The organism is Mangrovivirga cuniculi, assembly GCF_005166025.1.
Lineage (GTDB): Bacteria > Bacteroidota > Bacteroidia > Cytophagales > Cyclobacteriaceae > Mangrovivirga > Mangrovivirga cuniculi.
The window spans coordinates 4,409,283-4,431,998 of record NZ_CP028923.1 but is presented as its reverse complement, the minus strand read 5'-3'; the positions used below and the strand labels follow the sequence as shown (position 1 = coordinate 4,431,998).

The 22,716-nt window shown below is 33.6% G+C and carries 22 protein-coding genes; 7 read left to right on the top strand and 15 right to left on the bottom strand.

Annotated elements, in window-relative coordinates:
* Positions 1-155 precede the first annotated feature (155 nt).
* The 4 genes from DCC35_RS19530 (at position 156) to DCC35_RS19515 (ending at position 7,296) form a co-directional block, all read left to right on the top strand.
* Complete coding sequence (locus tag DCC35_RS19530; RefSeq protein WP_137092393.1) at positions 156-1,052, top strand: tetratricopeptide repeat protein; 897 nt, start codon at positions 156-158, stop codon at positions 1,050-1,052.
* A 101-nt stretch (positions 1,053-1,153) separates the two neighbouring features.
* Positions 1,154-3,376: a toxin-antitoxin system YwqK family antitoxin gene (locus DCC35_RS19525; protein WP_137092392.1), complete on the top strand. Its 2,223-nt coding sequence runs from the start codon at positions 1,154-1,156 to the stop codon at positions 3,374-3,376.
* Between the two features lie 13 nt (positions 3,377-3,389).
* On the top strand, positions 3,390-5,327 hold the full coding sequence (locus tag DCC35_RS19520) for a DUF3857 domain-containing protein (RefSeq protein ID WP_137092391.1): 1,938 nt from the start codon (positions 3,390-3,392) through the stop codon (positions 5,325-5,327).
* Between the two features lie 4 nt (positions 5,328-5,331).
* Complete coding sequence (locus tag DCC35_RS19515; protein ID WP_137092390.1) at positions 5,332-7,296, top strand: DUF3857 domain-containing protein; 1,965 nt, start codon at positions 5,332-5,334, stop codon at positions 7,294-7,296.
* A gap of 64 nt (positions 7,297-7,360) precedes the next feature.
* Here DCC35_RS19515 and DCC35_RS19510 read toward each other — a convergent pair whose 3' ends face one another.
* From DCC35_RS19510 to DCC35_RS19500, 3 genes are all read right to left on the bottom strand, one after another.
* Positions 7,361-7,786 carry a hypothetical protein gene (locus DCC35_RS19510; RefSeq protein WP_137092389.1) on the bottom strand — a complete coding sequence of 142 codons (426 nt, stop codon included), beginning with the start codon at positions 7,784-7,786 and terminating at the stop codon, positions 7,361-7,363.
* A 168-nt stretch (positions 7,787-7,954) separates the two neighbouring features.
* Positions 7,955-8,371 (bottom strand): DUF1801 domain-containing protein, encoded by a 417-nt coding sequence (locus tag DCC35_RS19505; protein ID WP_137092388.1) that lies wholly within the window; start codon positions 8,369-8,371, stop codon positions 7,955-7,957.
* 58 nt (positions 8,372-8,429) lie between these two features.
* On the bottom strand, positions 8,430-9,101 hold the full coding sequence (locus tag DCC35_RS19500) for a haloacid dehalogenase type II (RefSeq protein ID WP_137092387.1): 672 nt from the start codon (positions 9,099-9,101) through the stop codon (positions 8,430-8,432).
* Positions 9,102-9,201: 100 nt separating this feature from the next.
* Here DCC35_RS19500 and DCC35_RS19495 point away from each other — a divergent pair, with 100 nt between their 5' ends.
* Positions 9,202-10,509: a hypothetical protein gene (locus DCC35_RS19495; protein WP_137092386.1), complete on the top strand. Its 1,308-nt coding sequence runs from the start codon at positions 9,202-9,204 to the stop codon at positions 10,507-10,509.
* A 22-nt stretch (positions 10,510-10,531) separates the two neighbouring features.
* On the opposite strand, the gene DCC35_RS19490 is transcribed toward DCC35_RS19495, so the two are convergent.
* The 10 genes from DCC35_RS19490 to DCC35_RS19450 form a co-directional block, all read right to left on the bottom strand.
* Complete coding sequence (locus tag DCC35_RS19490) at positions 10,532-11,260, bottom strand: acetolactate decarboxylase (RefSeq protein WP_137092385.1); 729 nt, start codon at positions 11,258-11,260, stop codon at positions 10,532-10,534.
* Positions 11,261-12,433: an outer membrane beta-barrel protein gene (locus DCC35_RS19485; protein ID WP_137092384.1), complete on the bottom strand. Its 1,173-nt coding sequence runs from the start codon at positions 12,431-12,433 to the stop codon at positions 11,261-11,263. It lies immediately after the preceding gene.
* Positions 12,434-12,475: 42 nt separating this feature from the next.
* Positions 12,476-12,985, bottom strand: coding sequence for a peptide-methionine (S)-S-oxide reductase (locus DCC35_RS19480; RefSeq protein WP_137092383.1), 510 nt, complete (start codon positions 12,983-12,985; stop codon positions 12,476-12,478).
* Position 12,986: 1 nt separating this feature from the next.
* The gene (locus DCC35_RS19475) at positions 12,987-14,885 is read right to left on the bottom strand and encodes a CocE/NonD family hydrolase (protein ID WP_137092382.1); all 1,899 of its coding nucleotides are present in this window, start codon (positions 14,883-14,885) and stop codon (positions 12,987-12,989) included.
* A gap of 72 nt (positions 14,886-14,957) precedes the next feature.
* On the bottom strand, positions 14,958-15,635 hold the full coding sequence (locus DCC35_RS19470; RefSeq protein ID WP_137092381.1) for a hypothetical protein: 678 nt from the start codon (positions 15,633-15,635) through the stop codon (positions 14,958-14,960).
* A 90-nt stretch (positions 15,636-15,725) separates the two neighbouring features.
* Positions 15,726-16,229 carry a CIA30 family protein gene (locus DCC35_RS19465; protein WP_137092380.1) on the bottom strand — a complete coding sequence of 168 codons (504 nt, stop codon included), beginning with the start codon at positions 16,227-16,229 and terminating at the stop codon, positions 15,726-15,728.
* 162 nt (positions 16,230-16,391) lie between these two features.
* Positions 16,392-17,060: a discoidin domain-containing protein gene (locus tag DCC35_RS21090; RefSeq protein ID WP_217495895.1), complete on the bottom strand. Its 669-nt coding sequence runs from the start codon at positions 17,058-17,060 to the stop codon at positions 16,392-16,394.
* Complete coding sequence (locus DCC35_RS21085; protein WP_217495894.1) at positions 17,021-18,196, bottom strand: family 43 glycosylhydrolase; 1,176 nt, start codon at positions 18,194-18,196, stop codon at positions 17,021-17,023. Before DCC35_RS21085 ends, DCC35_RS21090 begins: the two co-directional genes overlap by 40 nt.
* Positions 18,197-18,272: 76 nt before the next feature.
* Entirely contained in the window at positions 18,273-19,097 is an 825-nt protein-coding gene (locus DCC35_RS19455) for a cyclase family protein (protein ID WP_137092379.1), read from the bottom strand.
* A 115-nt stretch (positions 19,098-19,212) separates the two neighbouring features.
* Positions 19,213-19,866, bottom strand: coding sequence for a transglutaminase-like domain-containing protein (locus tag DCC35_RS19450; protein ID WP_137092378.1), 654 nt, complete (start codon positions 19,864-19,866; stop codon positions 19,213-19,215).
* Positions 19,867-19,965: 99 nt separating this feature from the next.
* Between DCC35_RS19450 and DCC35_RS19445 the strand changes: the two genes are divergently transcribed.
* A complete protein-coding gene (locus tag DCC35_RS19445; protein ID WP_137092377.1) occupies positions 19,966-20,595 on the top strand; it encodes a TetR/AcrR family transcriptional regulator in 630 nt (209 codons plus the stop codon).
* Here the strand turns inward: DCC35_RS19445 and DCC35_RS21645 are convergent.
* On the bottom strand, positions 20,592-20,894 hold the full coding sequence (locus tag DCC35_RS21645; RefSeq protein ID WP_137092376.1) for a DUF711 family protein: 303 nt from the start codon (positions 20,892-20,894) through the stop codon (positions 20,592-20,594). The genes DCC35_RS19445 and DCC35_RS21645 overlap by 4 nt on opposite strands.
* Positions 20,879-21,820 (bottom strand): DUF711 family protein, encoded by a 942-nt coding sequence (locus DCC35_RS19435; protein WP_137092375.1) that lies wholly within the window; start codon positions 21,818-21,820, stop codon positions 20,879-20,881. The genes DCC35_RS21645 and DCC35_RS19435 overlap by 16 nt, the downstream gene beginning before the upstream one ends.
* A 222-nt stretch (positions 21,821-22,042) precedes the next feature.
* Here DCC35_RS19435 and DCC35_RS19430 point away from each other — a divergent pair, with 222 nt between their 5' ends.
* Positions 22,043-22,660 carry a thiamine phosphate synthase gene (locus DCC35_RS19430; RefSeq protein ID WP_137092374.1) on the top strand — a complete coding sequence of 206 codons (618 nt, stop codon included), beginning with the start codon at positions 22,043-22,045 and terminating at the stop codon, positions 22,658-22,660.
* The last annotated feature ends 56 nt before the right edge of the window (positions 22,661-22,716 follow it).

Here is a 22,716-nt window from a genome sequence, read left to right as displayed (position 1 = left end):
AACCTTAAATAAACCATTAAACCTCTTATAGTTTGAACTTCACATTCTTGGGGTTAATTAATTTTTGATTCTTAATTGTATTCTTACATTTTTTCATATCAATATCAAAATTGTATTATTTTAGAGTCATTTTTTTCGAAAAAATATTATTAACTATGTTTCGATTTTTTGTTTTATCAGCATTCGTTTTTGTAAATGTTTTTATCAATGCTCAGGTTAAATTAATCAATGGAGATAGTTTGATTGAGGCTGGAATCCAATTGCATGACGAAGAAAAATATGAAGAGGCTATTAGCCTTTTTGAGCAGGTTAATCCTGGAGACACTACTTATTATACAGCTTTAATTGAAAAAGCAAATTCGCTTGTAGCCTTAGAAAAATACAAAGAGAGTATAACTCTGATTAAATCCATCTTAAAGAAAGGGACTGAAAATAAGGCGATGGCTTTTAATCTAATAGGTACAGCTTTTGATGAAAATGGTAATGCTGATTCGGCAATTTTTTATTATAAAAAAGGGTTAGAAGAATTCCCCTATCATGCAAGCTTACATTATAATCTTGGTGTTACACTTTATCATCAGGAAAACTATGAAGAGGCGATTAAAAATTTTCAGGAAGCTCTTTATATAAATCCTTTTCATTCAAATTCGCATCTCTATCTAGGTGAAATCGCAGTCAAAAGGCAGATGTCTACTAAGGCATTCTTATCATTTGGTACGTATTTGGCTATTAATCCGGGGAACAATCAGATATTGGTAATCCTTAACAATATTTTATTAGGCAATGCCGATGAGTATGGAGAAATAGATTATAAATTAGATAACTCCGCTTTTAAAGAATTAGACCTAATAATTAATTCGAGGGCTGCACTGAAAGATGACTTTAAATCAAATATAAAAGTAGAAGCGCCAGTGGTTCAACAATCTGAACTAATTCTTGAAATGCTTGAATATAAAAAGGGGACCGGAGATTTCTGGATGGATTTTTATGTGCCCTTTTATACTTTTGTTCAAAAAGAGAGTTTTCTGAGCCATTTATTTATACACTGCTAGCCTCTACTGATATTAAGGATGTAAAAAAATACCTTAAAAAGAACAAAGATTTTACAAAGGAATTTTATGCTTTCGCGTACGATGAGCTTTCCAAACTCAGAATGTACAGGAAAGCCATTGTTAACGGGAAAGAAGATGTTTATTCTTCATGGTTTTTTGATAATAATTCTCTTAATGCTATTGGCAACGAAAATTCAAATGAGGATCCGGTTGGTCCATGGGAATATTACTATTCTAATCAACAACTCAATGCAATAGGTAACTTTAATAATGATGGAGAGAAGGTAGGTAAATGGACATATTATTATCCTGATGGCCAATTAATGAAAATCGAATCATATAATGAAGAAGGCCAGCGTCATGGACCCGCAAAATTCTATTATGAAAATGGTAAGGTTAAAAATGAAGTGGTTTTCAAAAATGGCGAACTGGATGGTAAGCTAAAGATCTTTTACCCTTCAGGTTATTTAAAGGAGGAGATCTCATATACAGCAGGAAGAGAGGATGGGCCAGGTAGAGGATATTATGTCACTGGGGAAAAATATTATGAATATACTTACAAAGAAGGTGAGCTAGATGGGAAATTCACTTACTATTTTAATGATGGTTCATTATATCAAAAAATCAATTTTTCAGAAGGCGAGAGAGATGGTCTTTATGAAGATATTTTCATCAACGGGAAAGTATATGAAAAAGGTCAATATGTCGGAGGTAAAGCTGAAGGACATTGGGAATGGAGACATTTTAATGGCACATTATCTAATGAGGGTGAATTTAAAGAAGACAAAAGAGTAGGTGTCTGGAAGGAATATTACAGTGAAGGAGAACTTGAAGAAGAGGAATTTTATAATGAAGAAGGAGAGCTTAATAAAATAATAAGCTATGACAAAAAAGGAAATAAGCATACAGAATATACTCTCGATGGAGAAAAACTGACTTCATATATTTATTATAATCAGGAAGGTGAAGTATTATCATCAAGTCCTGAGGGTAAGGCTTCATATGAATACAGATCATTTTATCCTGATAGTTTTAGATTTGAGGAAGGTAGAATTAAAAACGGTCTAAAATCGGGTGAATTTAAAACCTATAGCAAAGCAGGATATCTTTCAAGTCTGACAAATTACAGGAAAGGTAAAAAGCATGGACTTGCTTATGACTACCATCCAAATGGCAACGTAAAAGTTGAAGTTATATATTCTGATGGAGTTACAGATGGCCTTTATAAAGAATACTTTGAAAATGGTAATATCAAACTAGAGGGATGGTTTTTAGAGGATGTTCAACAACAATTGTGGAAGGAGTATTACCCTGATGGTACCATTGAATCTGAGAAATATTTTCTCAATGGGAAATTAAATGGCGAATCGAAAGATTATGATTATAAGGGTAGGCTGAGGTCAGTTGAGCATTATTCAAATGGTTTATTAACCACCATAGAAAAATATGATGCTGAAGGAAATCTTTATCAAAAACAATTACTTGATCTGGGTAGTGGAAAGATTAATTCAGTTTACAACAACGGTAATGTTTCGAGAACAACGACTCTTCGAGGTGGGGAATATGTCGAAGATGTGATATTATATCACGAAAATGGAAAGGTGAAAAGGCATTTTCCTGTTAAGTACGGAAAGATTTGGGGTGATTATAAAGAATATCATGCTAACGGGAAAAAGAGAGAATCAGGAAAATATGTAAATGGAAAATTTCAGGGTAAATGGCAATTTTTTGACATTGACGGGAATTTATATGTAGAGAGAGAATTTCAAAGAGGTGATTTGAATGGAACTGTTACATATTATCATTCAAACGGCGAAATAGATCGAATCTATCCTTATAGAGATAATCTTACTCAAGGAGTAGTTAAGTATTTTTCTGCTAGCGGTGAGCTTCAAATGGAAAAAATGTTTAATGAGGATATCCCCGCAAGCTATCGCTACCTGAAAAAAAATGGTGAATACACTGATTGGTTTTCGTTAAATAATGGGAATGACAGCTTAGTTGCTTACTTCGCAAATGGAAATTTATCTTGTAAACAAACCTTTATTAATGGCGAGCTAGATGGTGACCTGGAGTATTATTATGCTAACGGCCAAATTGAAATTAAAAGAGAATTTGACAAAGGGGTGCAGATAGGTGAGGATAAAGAGTACTATAGTGATGGTTCTCTTAGGTACTCAGTGACCTACAAAGATGGTTTTAAACATGGTCAAGAGACATATTATTATAGTAATGGGCAGATTAAAGCAGTTTATAAATATCACTACGGTAGTTTGATCGATAGCCCGGAATACTATACACCAAAGGGGGAATTAGTTCAATAAAACTTTTTAATAGATGAGATTTTTTAATGTATATCTAGCGATATCAATATTAGTTTTTTTTGCAAATAGCATTTCAGCTCAAAAAATTGATGAGGAGGAGATCTCCAGGTTAAAAGAAGTATATCCTGAGTCACAGGTTATATTTTTGAAATACTTTGCGGACATTGATATTTCAGTAAAAGGTGATTCGCTATTTGTAGAAAAGAAAAATTTTGAGAACACTTTTTATCTGGGTAACCAGGTTTCTCAATTTGCTAAGGATAGAATTTATAGTAGTTCTTTTTATGAATTAAAAGACATAGAAGCATATTCTCTGGTTCCATCAGGAAGAAAATATAAAAAGGCAAAGGTTGAGAGCTTTAAAGAATCTTTTAACAAAAACTCTGACTTTTTTTACGATGATTTTAAAACGATAAATTTTGTTTTTCCCGGAATAGAACAAAATGCCCAATCCGTTTTATCATATACGGAGATTTACGAAGAACCAAGGTTTGGCGATAAGTTTTTCTTTCAAAGCGGTATGCCAGTGGATCACGCACGTTTTTCAGTTACTGTTGATGATGAAATAGACATAGAGATATCAAGATTTAATTTTGATGATTTTGATATTCAGGTTTCAGAAGAAAAGTTAAAAGGTGATCGAACTCGCTATATTTTCGAATCCAGAGAGATTCAAAAGTGGGAAACCGAATCGAGCTCACAAGGAATTTCATATTACGCTCCACATATCGTTTTCAGAATTAAATCATTTGTAGACAGCAAAGGGGAAAAGCATCAAGTATTAGATGATCTTGAGGATTTGTTTGCGTGGTATAGCGATTTTGTTGGCGACCTGGCCACTCAAAATGATCCAAAAATTCAAGAGGTCGTTGACGAGCTGATTTCTGAAGATGATAGTGAAATAGAAAAAGTAAGGAAGATTTATTACTGGGTACAGGATAATATAAAATATATCGCTTTTGAGGATGGTATGAGAGGTTTTATACCACATTCCGGTTCATACGTTTGTGAAAAAAGGTATGGAGACTGCAAAGATATGGCGAGTATTATTGTTAATATGTTACACCATGCTGGAGTTAAAGCTCATTTTACATGGGTTGGAACTCGATCAATTCCATACAAATACTCTGAGCTACCTACAACCATGGTGGATAATCATATGATAGCAACATATAAGAATGGTGATGATTATTATTTTCTTGATGCTACAGCGCAATATTTGCCATTTCCTTTGCCTTCATCGATGATCCAGGGAAAAGAAACTTTAATTAAAACGGATGATGGATTTGAGATTGTGGAAGTCCCTAAAATCGGCTATGAAAAAAACGTCATGAATGACACGATCAGAATAAAACTGGATGAATCAACTATTCTGGGCAAAGGTAATGTGAGTTTATCTGGTTATGCTAAATTATACAATGCGTTTAATCTCATTCAGTCTGATGAAAAAAGTGTAAGTGATTACTTGAATTATTTATTAGCAAAAGGGAATAATAAGTTTCTGATTGAAGAATATGATATAGCTAATTTATATAATCGAGACTTACCAATAGAAGTAGATTATTCATTCAATCTGGCAGATTACTACAGAAACATTAATGATGATATTTATATTAATCTAAATCTGGACCGGGCTATGAACAATTTCATTTTTGAAGAAGACCGGGAATTACCGTATGAAAACAGATTCAGATATACCAATAAGATAGTTACGATTTTAGAAAAGCCTGAGGGATATGAACTCACATATTTACCTGAGAATTTAACCTTTGAAAATGACGTTCTGGCTTTTACCATAGCATATAGCGAAAAGAATGGCGAGATAATTATGGATAAGACATTGGAAGTGAAATACCTGACTCTTTATCCGGAAGATTTTGATGCACATAACACAGCTGTAAAAGCTTTAAATAAAGCTTATCGGGAAGCAATAGTTTTAAGTAAAAAATAATGAAATGAAAATTTTTTCAACTTTAGCAATATTATTTCTTTTATCATTATCAGTATTAGCTCAAAGACCAATTGGATATGACTGGCAAGAGTCAAGAAAACCTTATAAACTTTCTCAGGAGGAGGAAGAAGAAGGGGTTTACCTTTTGAAGAACCACATCCAATATGAATATGTATATGAAAATAAAGAGCTTTTCCTTTATCAAACGCTGCATAAAATTATACGAGTTAACAATGATGAAGCCCTTAATGAAAATAACCGAATTTACATTTCTATGGATGGAGAGGCTGATCTTGTGGAAATTCATGCACGGGCAATTCAGAGAAATGGGAAGATTATTAAGCTGGATAAAAATAATATTAAGGAAGTCAATGATGAGGAAGCAGGCCGGGGCTATAGAATATTTGCTATTGAAGGCGCTGAAGTAGGTAGTGAGATTGAATATTACTATACTATTAAAAGGGAACCGAAATTCTTTAGCCGCGATTATTTACAAGGCATGGCCAAAGTAAAGCATGCCAGCTTTACTTTTGCAACACCATCAAACCTTGTCTTTGAATTTAAATCTTACGGAGGGTTTCCTGAACTTGAAAAAATTGAAAGTGATGAGGAAGATCCTGAATTTACCATTTTAAAAGCGGAGGTAAATGAAGTTCCATCACTTGAAAAAGAAAGTTTTGCTACCATAAATGAATACAGACCAAGAGTTGAATTTAAGCTTACTTATAACCTTTATTCCGGACGGTCTAAAATTTTTTCATGGGAAGAAATAAGTAATAAAATTTCAAAGCAAACATATGCGATTGAAAAGAGAGAGCTAAAGGATCTTGAAAAATGGATTAAAAAACTTGGTGTTGATGGCCTTTCTGATCATGAAAAGATAGCTAAAATTGAAGATGCTGCCAAGAAGGAATTTTTTGTAGAAAATAATAGTGGAGCATCATCTAACATAGGGACAATTATTGATAATAAAGTCACGACGGATTTTGGAATTTTTCGTTTTTTAGTAAATGCAGTTGAATCGCTAGGGATTGAGCATGAAATAGTCTTTACCAATAATCGAAACGATGTTAAGTTTGACGGGGACTTTGAATCATATTTATATTTAGTTGATTATTTAATCTACTTTCCGGAATCCGAAGATTTTATTGCCCCGGATAAGTCAGAATATCGTATCGGCTTGATTCCTTCAGAGTTTTCTGCAAATAACGGTCTGTTCATTAGAAGAAAAGTTGTCAGGGATATGATAATCCCAATAGTCGAAGTCAGAGAAATTCCTGCTCATGATTATACTAAAAACTTTGACAACCTGGAGATTAATGTGTCTTTTGATGAAAATGTTGAAAAGAATTTAATTTCTGTTACTCGCTCCTTTAAAGGATATACTCCAAGTATGATAAAGTCTGTTATTCCTTTTATAGAAGAAAAGCAGAAAAATGAAATATTAGAAGACCTCATTAAATTCATATCACCTGATGCAGAATTTAAATCTAAAGAATTTGCTCAACTAGATCTGGAGTGGTCTAAATGGCACGAGCCGTTGATAATAAAGGGAGAAGTCACTTCTTCCCATTTTATAGAACTGGCAGGAAATACGATCTTATTTAAAGCTGGAGAATTGATCGGACAACAATCAGAATTATACCAGGAATCAGAGCGAAAGATGGAGATCGTGAATGCTTATAACAGGGGGTATAAGAGAACTGTAGAGGTGACGATTCCCGAAGGGTTTAAAATTGAAAATCTTAGTGATTTGAATATTAAGGAGATTACTAAAAATGGTTCAGGAAAAGATATTTATTTATTCGAATCAAAATATACTATCGAAGGCAGAAAGCTTATAATTACAATAGACGAGATCTATAATCAAATATATTATCCTGCAAGTAAGTTTGCAAAGTATAGAAAAGTAATCAATGCAGCTGCTGATTTTAATAAGATTGTACTGGTAATGAAAAAGACGATTTAAGTTTTATAGGCATAAGAAAAATAAAAGGCCGCTTTTAACAAAAGTGGCCTTTTTCATTAAACCGTTAATCTAAAATGAAATTTATTGCTTTATCGGGGTCAGAAAAGATCTTTGCAGGTCTGCCCGTCATTTTAATAACCGTATTTAAATAATATTTTTTGAAAGGAGAACTATCTGAAACGATTCCTGTTTTATCAATTCCTAACTCTTTTGCTTTTGGCGAAATTGTGGACTCGAAATATTTTCTTGCTTCAATCGAAACGACCCCCTGGTCTCTAATATCCGAATAGAATCCAATTACTTTGTTGTTTTCAGCAAATTCAATTAATCGATCAAATGTACTGGTATAATTTTCAGTCTTAAGAAACCCATGCCAGACTACCCCAACAATATTTAGTTCTTTGGAAAAATAGGCAGTAACGAATGGTTCTTTAAAAAGTATATTGTCTTCATTAATTAGTTGTGTTGCTTGAATTTCTTTGATTTCCATATATTAAAAAGTTTAAACACAGAATAAATATGCAAAAAATTAAATTACATAGCTGTAAGTATGTAATGAAACAGTTAATTTCGTCCTTTTTTCAATGTCAAACCATTTTTTTATTTTGATGTTATACTTTTTTGCGGAATAAAATTTTAATAAAATGGATTTGTAGAATTAATGATATCTTTTCTTCATGGCTTTAAACGACTCAGAAATCAGCTTAGTAAGTACCTGAATATCTATATCTTCCAGTTTATTTATATAAAGGCAGGAAGAACCGGTTCGATGCTTACCTAATTTTTCCAGAAGATCCTGATATTTACTGAAACCTGTCATAATGTAAATACTCATATTTTGTTTTCTGGGAGAAAAACCGGTCATAAACCAATCTCCTTCTCTGCCGCTGTCATATTTATAGTGGTATTCTCCAAATCCGATAATATTCTCTCCCCATATTTTAGGTTCTAGTCCTGTTTGCTCCTTCATGATTTCTAAAAGAACTTTACTGTCCTCTTTTCTTTTGTTGTGGTCTATAGAGTCAATAAATTCTTCTATTGATTGATTGGTTGGTTTGGTTTTAAGTTCAGCCATAACATATTTTAATTTATCGATGAATATTAAAGTTTTATTAGGTTAAATCTGAATTCTTTTATTCCTGACCCAATACTTTAATAATTTCATTTAAGGATTTTACCGTGTAGTCGGGTTTTATCTCCCATGGATCGAAAGTTGATGCTTTTCTATTTAACCAGATTGTTTTAATTCCGCAATTAGCTGCTCCAATTATGTCAAAAGGATTTCCGGAAATCAGACACACTTCCTGAGCTTCGGCATTCAATTCATTTAATAAGTAATAGTACGCTGACCGTGAAGGTTTAAAAACTTGTTTATTTTCAAGGCTAATAGATTTTTCAAATATTTTGTCGAGGGAATTATTTTTAAACAAAGCTTTTAAACTTTGCATACTTCCATTCGAAAATGCATTTATGGAAAACCCTTTATTCTTTAAGTTTTGTAAGGAATCGTCAGTATCATCAAATTTTGGTAATGATCTATATGAATCGATTATTTGGGCCCTTTGATATTCATTCAAGCTGACATCTAATTCGTCGCAAGTAAATTGTAATGCCTGATCAGTAACTGTGTCAAAATTAACATAAAGGTCCATTGCAGCCCTTCTAAATGAATATTCCAATTGTTTTGTTCGCCATAACCCTATAAAATCTTTAGTTTTAGAACCGGTGTGATTTTTTAATACATCCTTTATGCCTGAAGTATTTATTATTGTACCATAAATATCGAAGGCCAGTTTAATATTCATTTAATTACATAATTTGATTATATATATAATTTATTGAACTTATTTGTTATATTAAAATTCAAATAATGATTAATCAGCACTTTAAATTTCAATTGTGATAGTGAAGAGAAACATACTAAGGTTTGTCTCTCTTGTAGTATTAGTATTGATTGTATTGGTATTATGCGTTAAACTGTTATTCGATTTTAGAAGAATTAAGTCTTTTGAAACTGCTATTGCGAAGGACGCAGGAGTTATTATAAGGTTGAATACAGACAAGATTTTCCGTAAGGTAACATTAAATGCAGTTTTACATCCTAAATACTATTTAAGCAGTGATGATCCTGATAGCTTGCAAGATCAACTATCTGATCACGGGATATTACTGCCCGGGAATGTATTTATTTTTTCATTAGAAAAATACCCGGGTTCTTATTACATGAACCTCCCTTATGAAGATCATGATAAAGCCTCAGTATTTGTTAAAAAATTAATTAAAGCGGATACCCTGATTCCATATGAAGGAGTTTTGTCCGGGGTATCAGAAGACGGAACTTTACAAGCAGCACTCAAGAATAAAAGATTTATAATTGCCTATCACGTACAAAACCAGGTGAGAGGCCCTTCAGCAGCAGAAATGTTTGATGTGGAGTATATGAATCTTAATGATGATTCGAAATTGCAGGCAATTAAAAGATTTAATTCTGATTTGTTGATTTTTGGAGAAAATGAGCATCATGAGATTAACTTTAACAATGGCGAAATTACGTGGAAAGGCACCGTCATTTCACGTGCTACAGCTGAAGCTTTTAGTACAATAAGGGATGTCGGTCAAAGAAAAAAAGGAAGTATCAGGAAATTATTAACTCATATAACCGGTGAGGTTATGGGGAATGATGATGCTGTAGCGTTAAATAGTCTCTTTGAAAAAAATATTCATGATATTGATATAAGAGTTGGAGGAACTATTGAGGTATCAGATTATAAAACAAACACAAAACCCGCTGTTATGAGTAATGAATTTTCATCCTCTGAAAACACATCATTAATGCCGGCAATCCAGGTAAGGATGATTTCAGATGGTCAAGTTGATACAACCTTAGTTGATGAAGAAGATGAATATGATTTATTCCCACTCCTGGGACTAGATCCCCTTGAACCTTTTTCAGATACTATCCATGTTAGTAATATGCCAGAGATGCAAATGGAGAGATTTAATGCAAATAATAATTTTTTTGATCTGGATATAGATTTTGATTCATGGTCTGATTCGGTCGACCTGCCGGTTCGTAAAAACTTATTTAAAGATCTGAGCTATCTGGATTTTGAAGTAGTAAAAGAAAGTAATCAATATTACTTAACAGGCACCATCAAAATGGATAATAATTCGATCAATAGTTTTGTGATTCTGCAGGATCTGGTTGAATAATAAGTTTAGCAACTCCAGGATATTAATCGTGATCTTCTTTTTTTGAGTGAAAAAACGTTATTTCACTATTCTGATCAATCACAATTTCGTCCAAATGCCCCATCATTTCCTTGTCTTTTGTAATTAAATGCATGTGAATATTACTGTTTTTGTGTGTAAATATTCCATGATGTTTGTTAGAATAGAAACCTAAAATGAACACTTCCTTGTCAATCAAATCAAAATACCGATTGTCGTTGTGGATAGTCGTTTTTGATGGATTTTGATTGGATTTTTGCTGATAGTTTAAGACATGTATTTTTGCCTTTTTTACTTTAGTCTGAATTTTAAAACTAAAAGTTTCCAAGTCTTTATTTTTAGAGATTTGATTCAAATAAGATTCAATAACCTTGTCAGTTATTTCATTTGATTTTGGAGGTGAAACAGGTTCCCAGTTATCAAAGAAACCATAAACAAAAAAAGGTGCTGAAAAACTTTTAATTTGCCCAACTTCTACTTTGTCATCATTTGTTATAATTGATTTATAAATATTCCCATCAATTATCATTAACTCACCTTTCATATTTTCAGCAGGTCCCAATCCAAAAAAATTATCCGAAATTGTTAATGAGTCGCTATTCAATTGAGGGGTAAGATCTCCTTTTATCATAATATTTTTCAAACTTCCGGCAGCTTTCACTTCTGAAGTATTATCTTGATAATTGCAAGATGAAAAAAATATAAATGATGTAAGAACGACCAGGTATTTCATTTATAAAATTTTATAGCCTATAACAAACTCAGTAATATTTAACTTAGTTTCCCAATATGTATAGGAGGCAAGAATGTTTTTGCTTGAACTAATTCTCAACTCTGAAGAGAATTTTTTATGTGAATAACCTAAACCACCGATAAAATACGGAGCAATAGTTATGTCCATTTCATTAGTGGCTCCGAAAGTTAGATTGGTATTGTATTTAAAATCAGTGCCTAATCCTGCATTTATATAAAGATTTGAGTGTTTATTCTTCCACATTTTATACCTGATTAATACAGGGAATTCAAGAACACTATATTTTAAAGAAATACTTCGATCTTCTGACGCTGCAACCGTTTTAAAATGGCTATAAGTAGGCTCAAGAGTTAATGACCATCTCCTATGCCAGAATGAAGGTGTAACCTGTAATTCTGCCCCAATTCTGAATGAAATTCTGGACTTTAGATCTTCATTAAAGTATTGGTTGTTCCTAATATTAGTAGTAACATACCTCATACCTGTTCTTACAGTTAGATTATAAGTCCAGGGTTTTCTCTCTTGAATATATTGCATTTGGTCAGGAGCTGAAATTGAATTATATTTTATAAATATATCTTCCAGATCTTTTTGTGTGTAATCGAGTTTATCAAAATTGATTTTCACCTTTTCTTCATCACTAAATGTTTGTTTTAGTTGCTGCTTAAAATAGTTATTCTCTTTAATTGTCATCCTGACATTGTACTTTTTATAAATTAATGGTTTTATTTCTTTTTCATTATGAGAGAAAAAGAACTTGTCCAGGTTGGGTTTTCGATAATTATATAATGAGGCTTTTCCAGATATTAAAACCTTTAAAAATACCGTTTTTTCAATAAAATCAGGGTTTCTGGAGTTTGATAAACTTTTAGTATTTGATGATGAAAGATCAATTTTGACTTGTCTACTGATATATATTATCGAACTGTCAATCCCAATTTCTTTTACATCTTTCGCTTCAAAAACCTTTACCTCAGAATCAGACACTTTAATTTTAATTTGCTCAGGACAATAAGTCCAGTCTCTGTTTATTATCTGACATGCGACCTTTTCCCCTGAATTTGTGATTATATAACCAGATCTTAACTGACCTTTAGTGTTAAAGCATACGAATAGTAAAACAAAAACAATTAATAAATCCCTTGATAGCATGTTTGATAGTTGATTTTAAAAAATAAGGACAAATATAATAGTTTAACAATAATTGTCAATCACATTTAATGCTTTGGTATTAATCACATCACTATGTGAATTAATTAACATTTTTATTTTAGGAATAATATATGTTTCACAAAAAGGAGCTTCCGGTCGGGTATAAAAATAATCTAATTGATCTGCTTTGTTTAGTTTGAAGTCTTTAAACCTTATGGCACGGGTTATGAATTTCTTTTTAAATTTTTCAGATAGCTTTATAAGTATATGTGTTACAGACTGAAATTGCTCTTCATCAAAAAAGTAAATTGCAGATCGATATTTATTCCTGAAGGAATGCGCAGCTTCACTAGAATGTGTTAAAAGGTGGATTTCAATGATGGTATCAAGCGAAATTATATTTTCATCAAATTCAATCAAAATAGCTTCTGAATAGTTTTCATGAGGAATTTCGCCGGAAATCCACCCCTGATCAACTTTAGTAACTCCCTTTAAAGATTGAAATATGCCTTCTGTACACCAATGGCATCCTCCACCCAGTCCTATATTCATTTTACTTTTCAAAATTTAATTTACCGAGTACAGGTACTTTTATTTGTGAAGGATATTTTTTGGAATGGTGAATAGTATTATTAGCCACAATCCCATCAGATTCATTAAAATTATCACCTCCCGTATTTAAATTTCTCGCAAAACGCGGGAAATTACTACTGGAAACTTCAATTCTAATCCGATGGCCTTTTTTAAAATAATTACTCGTTGACATTGGTGTCAGTTCAACTTCATAAACTTTTCCTTTTTCCATAAATACTTCCTTTTCATACCCTTCTCTGTATCTGACCCGTTGAATTGTCTCATCAAGATTGTATGCTGTACCATCAGGATAAACGTCTATAATCTTTATAGTAAGATCAGTATCCTTTACATCGGAAGATAAATATAAGGTTGATTCAATAAAGCCGGTGATTTCTACCCCTTCCTCCAGTGGAGGTGTAGTATAAACCAGAATATCATTTCTGGTTTCCATCACTTGTTGGTCAAATGCTCCGCCTTTTACAGCATTGCCGGTGCAACATACATTTCCACCATAAGACGGTACAGGGTTCATTGGATCATAGGTATACGAATCAGGCTTGTCTTTAGATGGTGCAGATTTTAGTAGTGTACCATCACCGTACAGACTATTAGCCTTGCCATCGCTAGAAAGAAATAAGGTAGTCATTTCAGATGATTCCGGAGGCCAGACTTCAGCCGTATTCCACTCGTTGCTGCCCATTGTATAATATTTTATTCTGGGAAGGGTGTCAAGAAATTCTTTTGATTCCCCTTTCAACCAGACATCAAACCAACTATATACAAGTTCGTCATAATTTAGTCTTGCATCACCAACATTTCTCTCTCCTACAATTGTATTTTCTGTGGCTCGTTTATATGCACAATGGAGGGTTGGAGCAATAACCAGGTACTGGTTTTCTGCAATCTGAGGATCTTCTATATTGTTTCTTACGTGATTAAATAAAGCGAGATTTGGACTGATCGATACATCATACCAGGAGGCGAACCAAAAGCTTGGAACACCAAAGCCCATGTCATCATGGTATAGGCCTCCTCTATACCATTCGGGATCATTTGGTTTTCTCCTCACCATTTTCTCGAATACTCCAATCGGTCCATCAACATTTTTAATTATATCCTGAATAGGAAGATGTTGAAGTCCCTTAGACCAGTCTACCGGTGGGTATTCAGGAGCCATATCATAGAACCTCTGAATTCTTTGCAGGTCTTCCTGACTAATGTCTTCAGGAAGTTTCGGGGCCATTTCATCGTGTTGAGTATGGTACAACCATGAAAAGAATAACATTTGTTCAGCTCCTCCGCGGTACCAGTTTCCCTGTTCATAAAAGTCACCTACTTGCCCAACTCCAGCTCCAAATCCCTGGGGTACCATCGCAGCATGTGAAGGGTGATCTAAAGCAGCGACTGCCATTTGCCATTCAGCTGTACTTGAACACCCTAATGTTCCTATTTTACCATTACTCCATTCCTGATCTGCTAACCAGCTAAATGCATCATAACCATCGGTTAAAGGGACTCCAAGGATATCCCATTCTCCCTCTGAAAAAAAGCGTCCACGTTCATTCTGTACTACATAAGCGTAACCACGGCTAACAGCTTCATAGGCTCGTTGAAGTGTTCTTGTGCTTAATTTACCATCGCGATAGGTGTTAAAATTATATGGTGTCCTCGAAAATATAATAGGTACCTGTTGATCAGTCTTTGGCCTGTAAATATCAGTTGCCAGTCTGACACCATCTCTCATAGGCATCATGACTTTTTGATCTATTATAGCTATTTCTTCTAATTTTGATAGAATCCTGGCATCCTGAGCCAGAATATTAACAGGAATAAGAAATAACAGAGAAATTAATCCGAGAATAAAAGATCTTTTCATAGGGGAAGTATTTGTATATCATTAAGATAAGAAATTAATCCCCATTATTACAAATCGATAGATTGACCCGGGTTATTTGAGCATTCTGATCTTCCAGGCAAACTCAAGGCTTAGTGAATGTTCGTAATTTGATTCGCTATTACCTAATGAAATAAAGGTTGGTCTGTATATTAAACCCATATGGAATGCTCTTCCAAGTTGTAAGTGATATGTCCCAACTATTCCAAGGGCATTGGAACGGTAAATTGAAACAGGTTGTGAATCATAATTATCCTTTGGGTCTAAGGAATAATTGGCGTACACAATTCCATATCCTAATTTGTTTCTTTTGATCTTATGATTATGGGTTAAATAAACATATTTAGAGTTTATTTCATTATCATTTGTCGGAGCATAAATTGGAATTGGAATAGGTAAAATGAAATTGGTGATCGTCCCTCCGGTAATATTTATAAATCGATTTTTATTATAGTAATAATCAAAACCAAAAGCAAAACCAAAGTAACCGGATTCACTCAAACCGGAACCATCCGGCTTTATTCTAAATTGATTAAGATGAGGAAGTGAGATATTAAAAAACAGATCGCTAGTGTAATTATCAATTCGCCATTTACGCTTTTCTTTTTTGGTTAATGATCCATAATCTGTTGTATCACTTGATAATATTGTTTCAGAGATAGTTGTATTTAGTTCAAAAGCATCTAATGAAGTGTAAATAAAAAAGAAAGGAATAAAAAATAACGCTCTCATTTGTATTGTGTTTGGTTGACTTTATTTAGAATGATTAAAAATAAGATTATTTTTTTTAATCTACAATAAGTTTAAGAGCTAATTACCTGATTATTTTTCTGACTTTATAGTGATATTATCGATCATTAATTTAAAATCCTCTTCCTTTTTATTACCTATAAGAAACCCGATTTCCTGAATTTGATCTCCATTGAAATTTGGGCGGTCTAGTTTGTTTCCTCTATACCAGGGTATTAGCTGGTCTAAAGAGATTTCGATAACCTCCCATTTTTTACTCGTATTAAAATAATGGATATATGACTCCGGGTTCCTGCTGGATTCTTTGACCCTTAATTGATATCTCTTACCATCACCTTTAACCTTTATGATTATGGATGAAGATTCGTTTATTTCATTGAGGTCAAAACTATGTCTGACGGAGCAAAACCCACCATTATTTTCTAGTGATACCTGACCTATAAATACTCCATGACCTGAATCATTTAAATAAAACTGACTGTTAGATACTCCACCCATTACATTGTCATTCACAATTTTCCATCCGCTGATATCAGAATTTTTGTTGAAATCGAAAACCTCAATTGTAAAAGACATAAGAATAGGAAATATTATAAAGTTGAAAATCATAGCATTATTTAGTGAGTTACACTGATAGTATTACTAATAAACAATGGTTTATGTTTTATCCTAATTAGTTGACTTTTATTTCCTGAAATTCAATTTTAAGCCGATTCGGTTACCTGGAGTTCAATATTTTCACTTCGTATGCTTTATGTCTGTCCTTTCAGATATACCATTTTCACTAAATGCTTCTACCTGGTAGTAGTATTCCTGATCTGTATTTAATGCTCTTAGTTCATAATTATTTTCATCATACATCAAAACCGAGAGATTTAATTTATCAGGTTCTATACCCCAATAGATAACATATCCCATAGCTCCTTTAACAGGATCCCAGGTTAGGTCTGCATTTCTCCGATCATCCTGCCTGACAATATTAAAGTTCTTTGGTGTTTTCGGAGCCTTTTTTTGTCCTTTTCCAAAAACCCTGAACTCTGAGATGGAAAGATATTCATTAGTGCAATAGATATGGTCATATTTTACATAGCGGGCTTCTACAGGTTGGTTTAATTCTATATAAGCATGAGGCATATCTTTTTGGTTGTTTGAATAGTCTGCTGCAGTCGTCCAGTTTTTGCCATCTATTGATGTTTTAATAGTGAATTGATGCTTTAAAGTGTCCGGTCGACCAAAAATTTTACTGTTAAAGTCCTGGAAGTTTATCTGCACTGCCTTAATAATCATTTTATTTTTAAGGTCTAAAGTCACATAAATAGAATCATGATTTGATTCGGATACCCAGTATGACCTGATTTCCTCATCGTTTATTCTTTTGATATTAAAATCAGTGATTTGTTCCAGCATGTAGCCTGAACTACTTTCATCAACGACATGAATATCTTTTTTACTAATGGTGAATTAGTTTGTACAGGCTTGTTGTAAGATAAAAGCATCCATCCGGTAAATCGGTTCTTGTGGCTTTCAACTTTGGTGTCCGGAAGATAGTGAGGATAATCACCATATGCAGTATTTACATACATTTGGCCATTTGATTCAAATCCTGCCGGATACATCCCGATTCGACGTTCGAATTTATAATTTACTGATATGGCCATAGTCGCGAAATGCCAGTAATTTCCATTGTTATCTCTCACAGTACTACCGTGTCCGGATCCCTTAAGAAATCCTCCCGGCTTATATGAAATAGGATTGTAGGGAGCGTATTCAAAAGGACCTAAAGGATTTTTACTGGTATAGACGCCATCTGCATACACATTCCATTGGGTGCCAGGCGCACCGTACTCAAGATAATAGGTATCACCGTGTTTCATCATCCATGGCCCTTCTATATATGGATCAATATCTGACTTGTGGTCCTGGCCAAATCTTTCCCAGCCATGTTTGTCCGGGTCAAGATTAAACAGATCTGTTTCTTTACCCATCGGGACAAAGTAATTGTCAGGATCAAGTTCAACCCCTCGAATTGGCCATTTATTAGATGATTCTTCATACAAATAAACTTTTCCATCATCGTCCACAAAAAGGCAGGGGTCCTGTATTCCTCCCGGAGGATTAAGCACTGCGTAATTCGTTTTCCAGTCACCAATCTCGGGAGTTGCAGTTTCTATTACCGGACCTCGACCTGAAGGATCACCATAAACGATAATCTTATCTTTATACACAGCTGCAGCTGGGGCATTAGAACCTTTGAAATACCAGGCTACCGGTTTGATAAATTTCCAGGAGCTCATATCCTCAGAAACCCAATAACCATGAGAACGAGTCACAAACAGGTAATACTTTCCTTTGAAATTTACTATCGCCGGATCGGCTCCCGAACGATAAGAAACATCAGTTCTGGCCCGATAATGCGACATATAGGAATAATCAATATCTATAGGATTGCAATAGGTTTTTTTATTTGCATCCTGTGCAAAACTCGACGGAATGATGAAAATCGCAACAAGAAATATAAGGCTGGAAAATACAGGAACTTTCATAATAGGGTTTATTGGTGACCTATTATAAGTTCTTAAAAAAATAGGAACTACGCTAGAATATCTCCTTAATAAACAGCTAAATAAGGGCTATTATCCTCAATGGTCCCCCACTTCCTCCTTTTATTTTCATTGGAAGTGCTATAATTTGAAAATTATTAGCTGGGAGTTCATCAGTCCGGGATACATTTTCGAATACTGGAATGTTTTCTTCAAGTAGTATTACATGGGCCTTAAATAATTCCGATTGGCCATAGTCTATACTTGGTGTATCAATACCAATCGCTTTAATGTTTCTGTTTTCAACAAGCCAGGAGGCAGCTTCAGTTGAAAGGCCGGGAAAATGTAGCTTTTTAACAGCCTGAGATCCTCTTTCTGAGGTGCCAAGGTATTTTTCCGGATCAGGGTAGAATTGAGAATATCCGGTGTGCAAAAGAATAATGCTTCCTTCAGGGATCTCACCATTTTTATTTTCCCAATTTTTAAAATCATCGATCGTAATTAAATAATCGGGGTCAGATAAAGCTTTTTCTGATACATCCACTTTAATGCTATTTCCGATCAGGCTTTCTAGCGGGATCTCAGATACTGTATTTTTACCCTTTGCAAAATGGATCGGTGCATCGATATGTGTACCTCCATGTTCAGCCATACAAAAATTATTAGCACTATAGTAATAGCCCTGGTCTGTCATCCCTTTAGCAACTTCTTGTAGTTCGAATTCTTTAGCAGTAACCCAGAAAATAGTCTTTTCTGAAAAGTCATGAGTAAGATCAATAATTTTTTTTCCCTCTATAAAGCTGGTGGATTTGGATGTTTCTATTTGAATTGACTTTTCTGGTTCTGATTTTTCTTCACACGAAATAAATATCAGGAAAAGAAGTAAGTAGAGGTAAGTTTTCATTTCACTAAGCTTTATGAACTAAATTCAGATCGTAATAAAAAGCAGATAATACTTTTAATGAGTACTACCCGAGGTTATTTAAGTTAGTGAAAAGGATTAATAATTCAGCTTATTGTTAGAGAATCAATTCAGTTCTGTTGATTATTTCTTCCTTTAAATGAGGATAATGCCTGGCTAACTCGCTTAATAATAAATCATACGGGATATCTTCAAATGTTCCATAATTATGAAGGTATTCCATGAATTTACTACCCTTTTTATTGTATTGCTGAAAGATTGCATCTCCTGTGGCATCAAAATCTAATGGTTCGACATGAAGTTTGTCACATAACTCTTTGTTAAAAACCGGGGTTACCTTTAACCATTTATCCTCCAGGTAAATTTCAGAATATCCGTGAAATACCAGTAAATTGGTTTTTAAAATTTTTTCAAGTTTTTCGGTTCCGATATGATTGCGAACATTAGCAAACCCCATCCTGGCCGGAATTCCCATGGCACGCGCACAGGCTGTGAACAAGTTGCTTTTTTCTATACAATAACCATAATTTCGAGTGGTAAGATGACTTGCTTTAATTGCTTCTTTCGAAAAATCAAGCTGATATGGATCATATCTGAATTCATCTCTGACGGCATAAAATAGTGTAGTTATTTTGTTTTTTATGCCAGGTATACCTGCAGTATGCTTTTCAATATAATTAGTTATAGCAGGATGATCGGAATCGATGTAAATCCCTGGTTTTAGGTATTTAGATAGCTCATTTGATGCCATAAAAGCGTTGTTTTTATCTCTGATTAGGCCTTAATGCCTAACGAATATAATTAAAAATTTATATATTAGGCAAAAATGCCTAAAAAATAACTGAATTGTATGTCTGAAACCCGCAATAAAATATTAGAAACTTCTCTTGTCTTGTTCAACCAAAAGGGAATAAGTTCAGTTTCTTCTAAGACTATTGCTGAAAATATGGGAATCAGCTATGGTAACCTATGTTATCACTTTCCTAAGAAAGATGATATAGTCCTGGAATTGTACCTTAAAATGCAGGAAGAGGTTGATAAAGAATTTAATCTGATCCGTGAGGAGGTTATGAATTTTGATTTTGTACTGGACAGGCTAAAAGTACTTTTTTCTGTTATGTATAAGTACAAATTTATTTATCTGGGAATAACAAAAGTTATCCGTCATTTTGATCACATAAAAAATCATGCTATACAGCAAAATAACGATCGTAGAAATATTTTAATTGTCTTAGCAGAATTCCTGAAAGAAAATGGATATATGATTGAATTCACAAGTGACAAGCAGAGGGAAATGTTGATTCACTCAATGCTTATGGTAAGCAATTCATGGATATCTGATGCGGAAGTGTTCTATTCGGGTAAAGAAGAAGACAAGGTTGAATATTATATGCAATTATTTTTTAGCATAATCAGGCCTTATCTCACAAAAAAAGGCAAAGAGGGATTCAGTAAAGTCTATATTCAATCAGAAAATTAATCTAAATTCATAATTGTACACCCCGTTAAATAGGGGTTGTCAGAATAGAAATAGTATCCTTTTTCTTTACCAGGGATTAAAAATAGTCTTGCTGAGAGCGCTTTATCTTCATATTTTAATGACAGAGCTGCAATATCATTGAGTAAGCCTGTGATTTTTTGCATTGGAATGTTGCCCGGTAATGGAATAACATCCAATCCCGTTCCGGACACTGCTGAATATAATAACAATTCGTGTACATCATATCTTCCTTCCATTGCTCTTTTTGCCAATGTTTTATCTTCTAAAACAGGCAGCATAAGTCCTGAGTATCCACATTTTTTACATCAATAGATTTTAATACATCGGTGATCATAGAGCAAGCTCTTAAGGTTGACGGTTCACCAAAAGGAGATCCACTGAGTTCTTCAATAGCATCACCGATACTTGCGTCAAGCCCTGGTGCCGGAGAGGTATCAATTCCATGATATTTGTAGCCATCGAATGTTTCATCTATATCAATGGCAACATTTTCAATGGGTTTAAAAAGGCTGTCCAGATCATTTTTTAATATTTCCTTTGATCGTTCGTCAAACCATCCTTTGGTCAGTGATTTTTTCAGGGCATTTGGAGACTCCAATCCTATACTGAAGTTATTTTCACCTTCATGATAAGCCGCTGGGAAAAATGGTGTTCCGGGAGGAACATTGGCAGATGCGGTAAACCTGAAATTTCCAATTCCTCGTTCAGAATTTTGAGCGATTGCCATAATTGTCTCTGCTGCTGCCTGTATGGACTTTGGCATTACACCAGATTCCTTTGATGAAATTGGAATACTAAAATTAATCCGTTCTGTATTATTTATAATTTTAATTGCTAGCAAAGAAGCTTCCTGGCTGTAAGTATCAGGAGGTAATATCTGCCCGATCGAAATTTCGACATTATATTTTTTTGCAAGGGCATCAATTTTCTTTAAATAAATAATATTGGCTGCGATAGTGGGCTCAGCATACAAATGAAAATTTTGAGTAGCAATTCTTATAGTTTGAACTTCGTAGCCTGCAACGGTATATTTTTCTCTGGCTCTGTTGAGAAATTCAACTGCTTTATCAATTGATTCAGTATCGTTAATATCTTCCAGATTTATACCCGCTGTTATAGTTCTTATTTTTATTCCTGATTCAGGATATTGAGCACTAATCAATATCGGGAATAGAATTAATATTAATTGACTAACGATTTTCATTTTTCAACCGGTTAAATGCGATGTACGATTTACCTGCAAACAGGTAAGTATAAAATAGCTCTTCAGGTCAATATTACTAAATTATTTATAGGAATTTTATTAATATTCTTATTTTAAATAACCAATTCTGATATTTTTCGTCTTTTTATATCACGAAGACTGCTGTAAGGTTTGTTGGGCAATATTTACAAAATAATTTTAAGATACGTATATTAGGTAACTATGAAAGAATCTTATTTTGATATTACAGGTGGATTGATACTGTCATTTGACGCGAGCACTGAAAAAAATTCTTTACTGCAAAGTATAAAATCAGCGCTTATAGGTGGTGTTGATGTAGTTGGCTTATACAATACACAAAAAATAACAGATAGTCCACATAAATTGATTAATGAGGTTAATAGTGAAGCAGGTAAATTCGATGTTCCTTTAATAGTTATTGATCACTGGAGCATATTAAATGAAGCCCATGTCGATGGAGTATTTTTCACGAAAATACCTGAGAATATCGATGAAATTGCAAAAGAGTTGTCAGGAGATTTTATTTTAGGAATTCAATGTTCGTCAGAAGACGATGTTACCTGGAGTAATGAATACGAATCTGACTTCTGTATAATTAATATTAATGAATTAAGTGAAAGTGAGATTAAAAAGCTAAGTGAGATCAATACCCGGACGTTATTTCTAGCGGGAATTGAAAATGCTGAAGATTTACAAAAATTTGAGGATATTTCTTTCGATGGGATATTTCCTGATCATAGTTTCAGCCCGGATCAAAATATTCTTCAGATTACCGAAAGCTATAAAACTGCTCTTAGTATGGTGTTCTCACATGAGTGATATTAATTAGCTGGTTGCCACTATTTTAAATATATGATGTGGATATTATAAGCTTT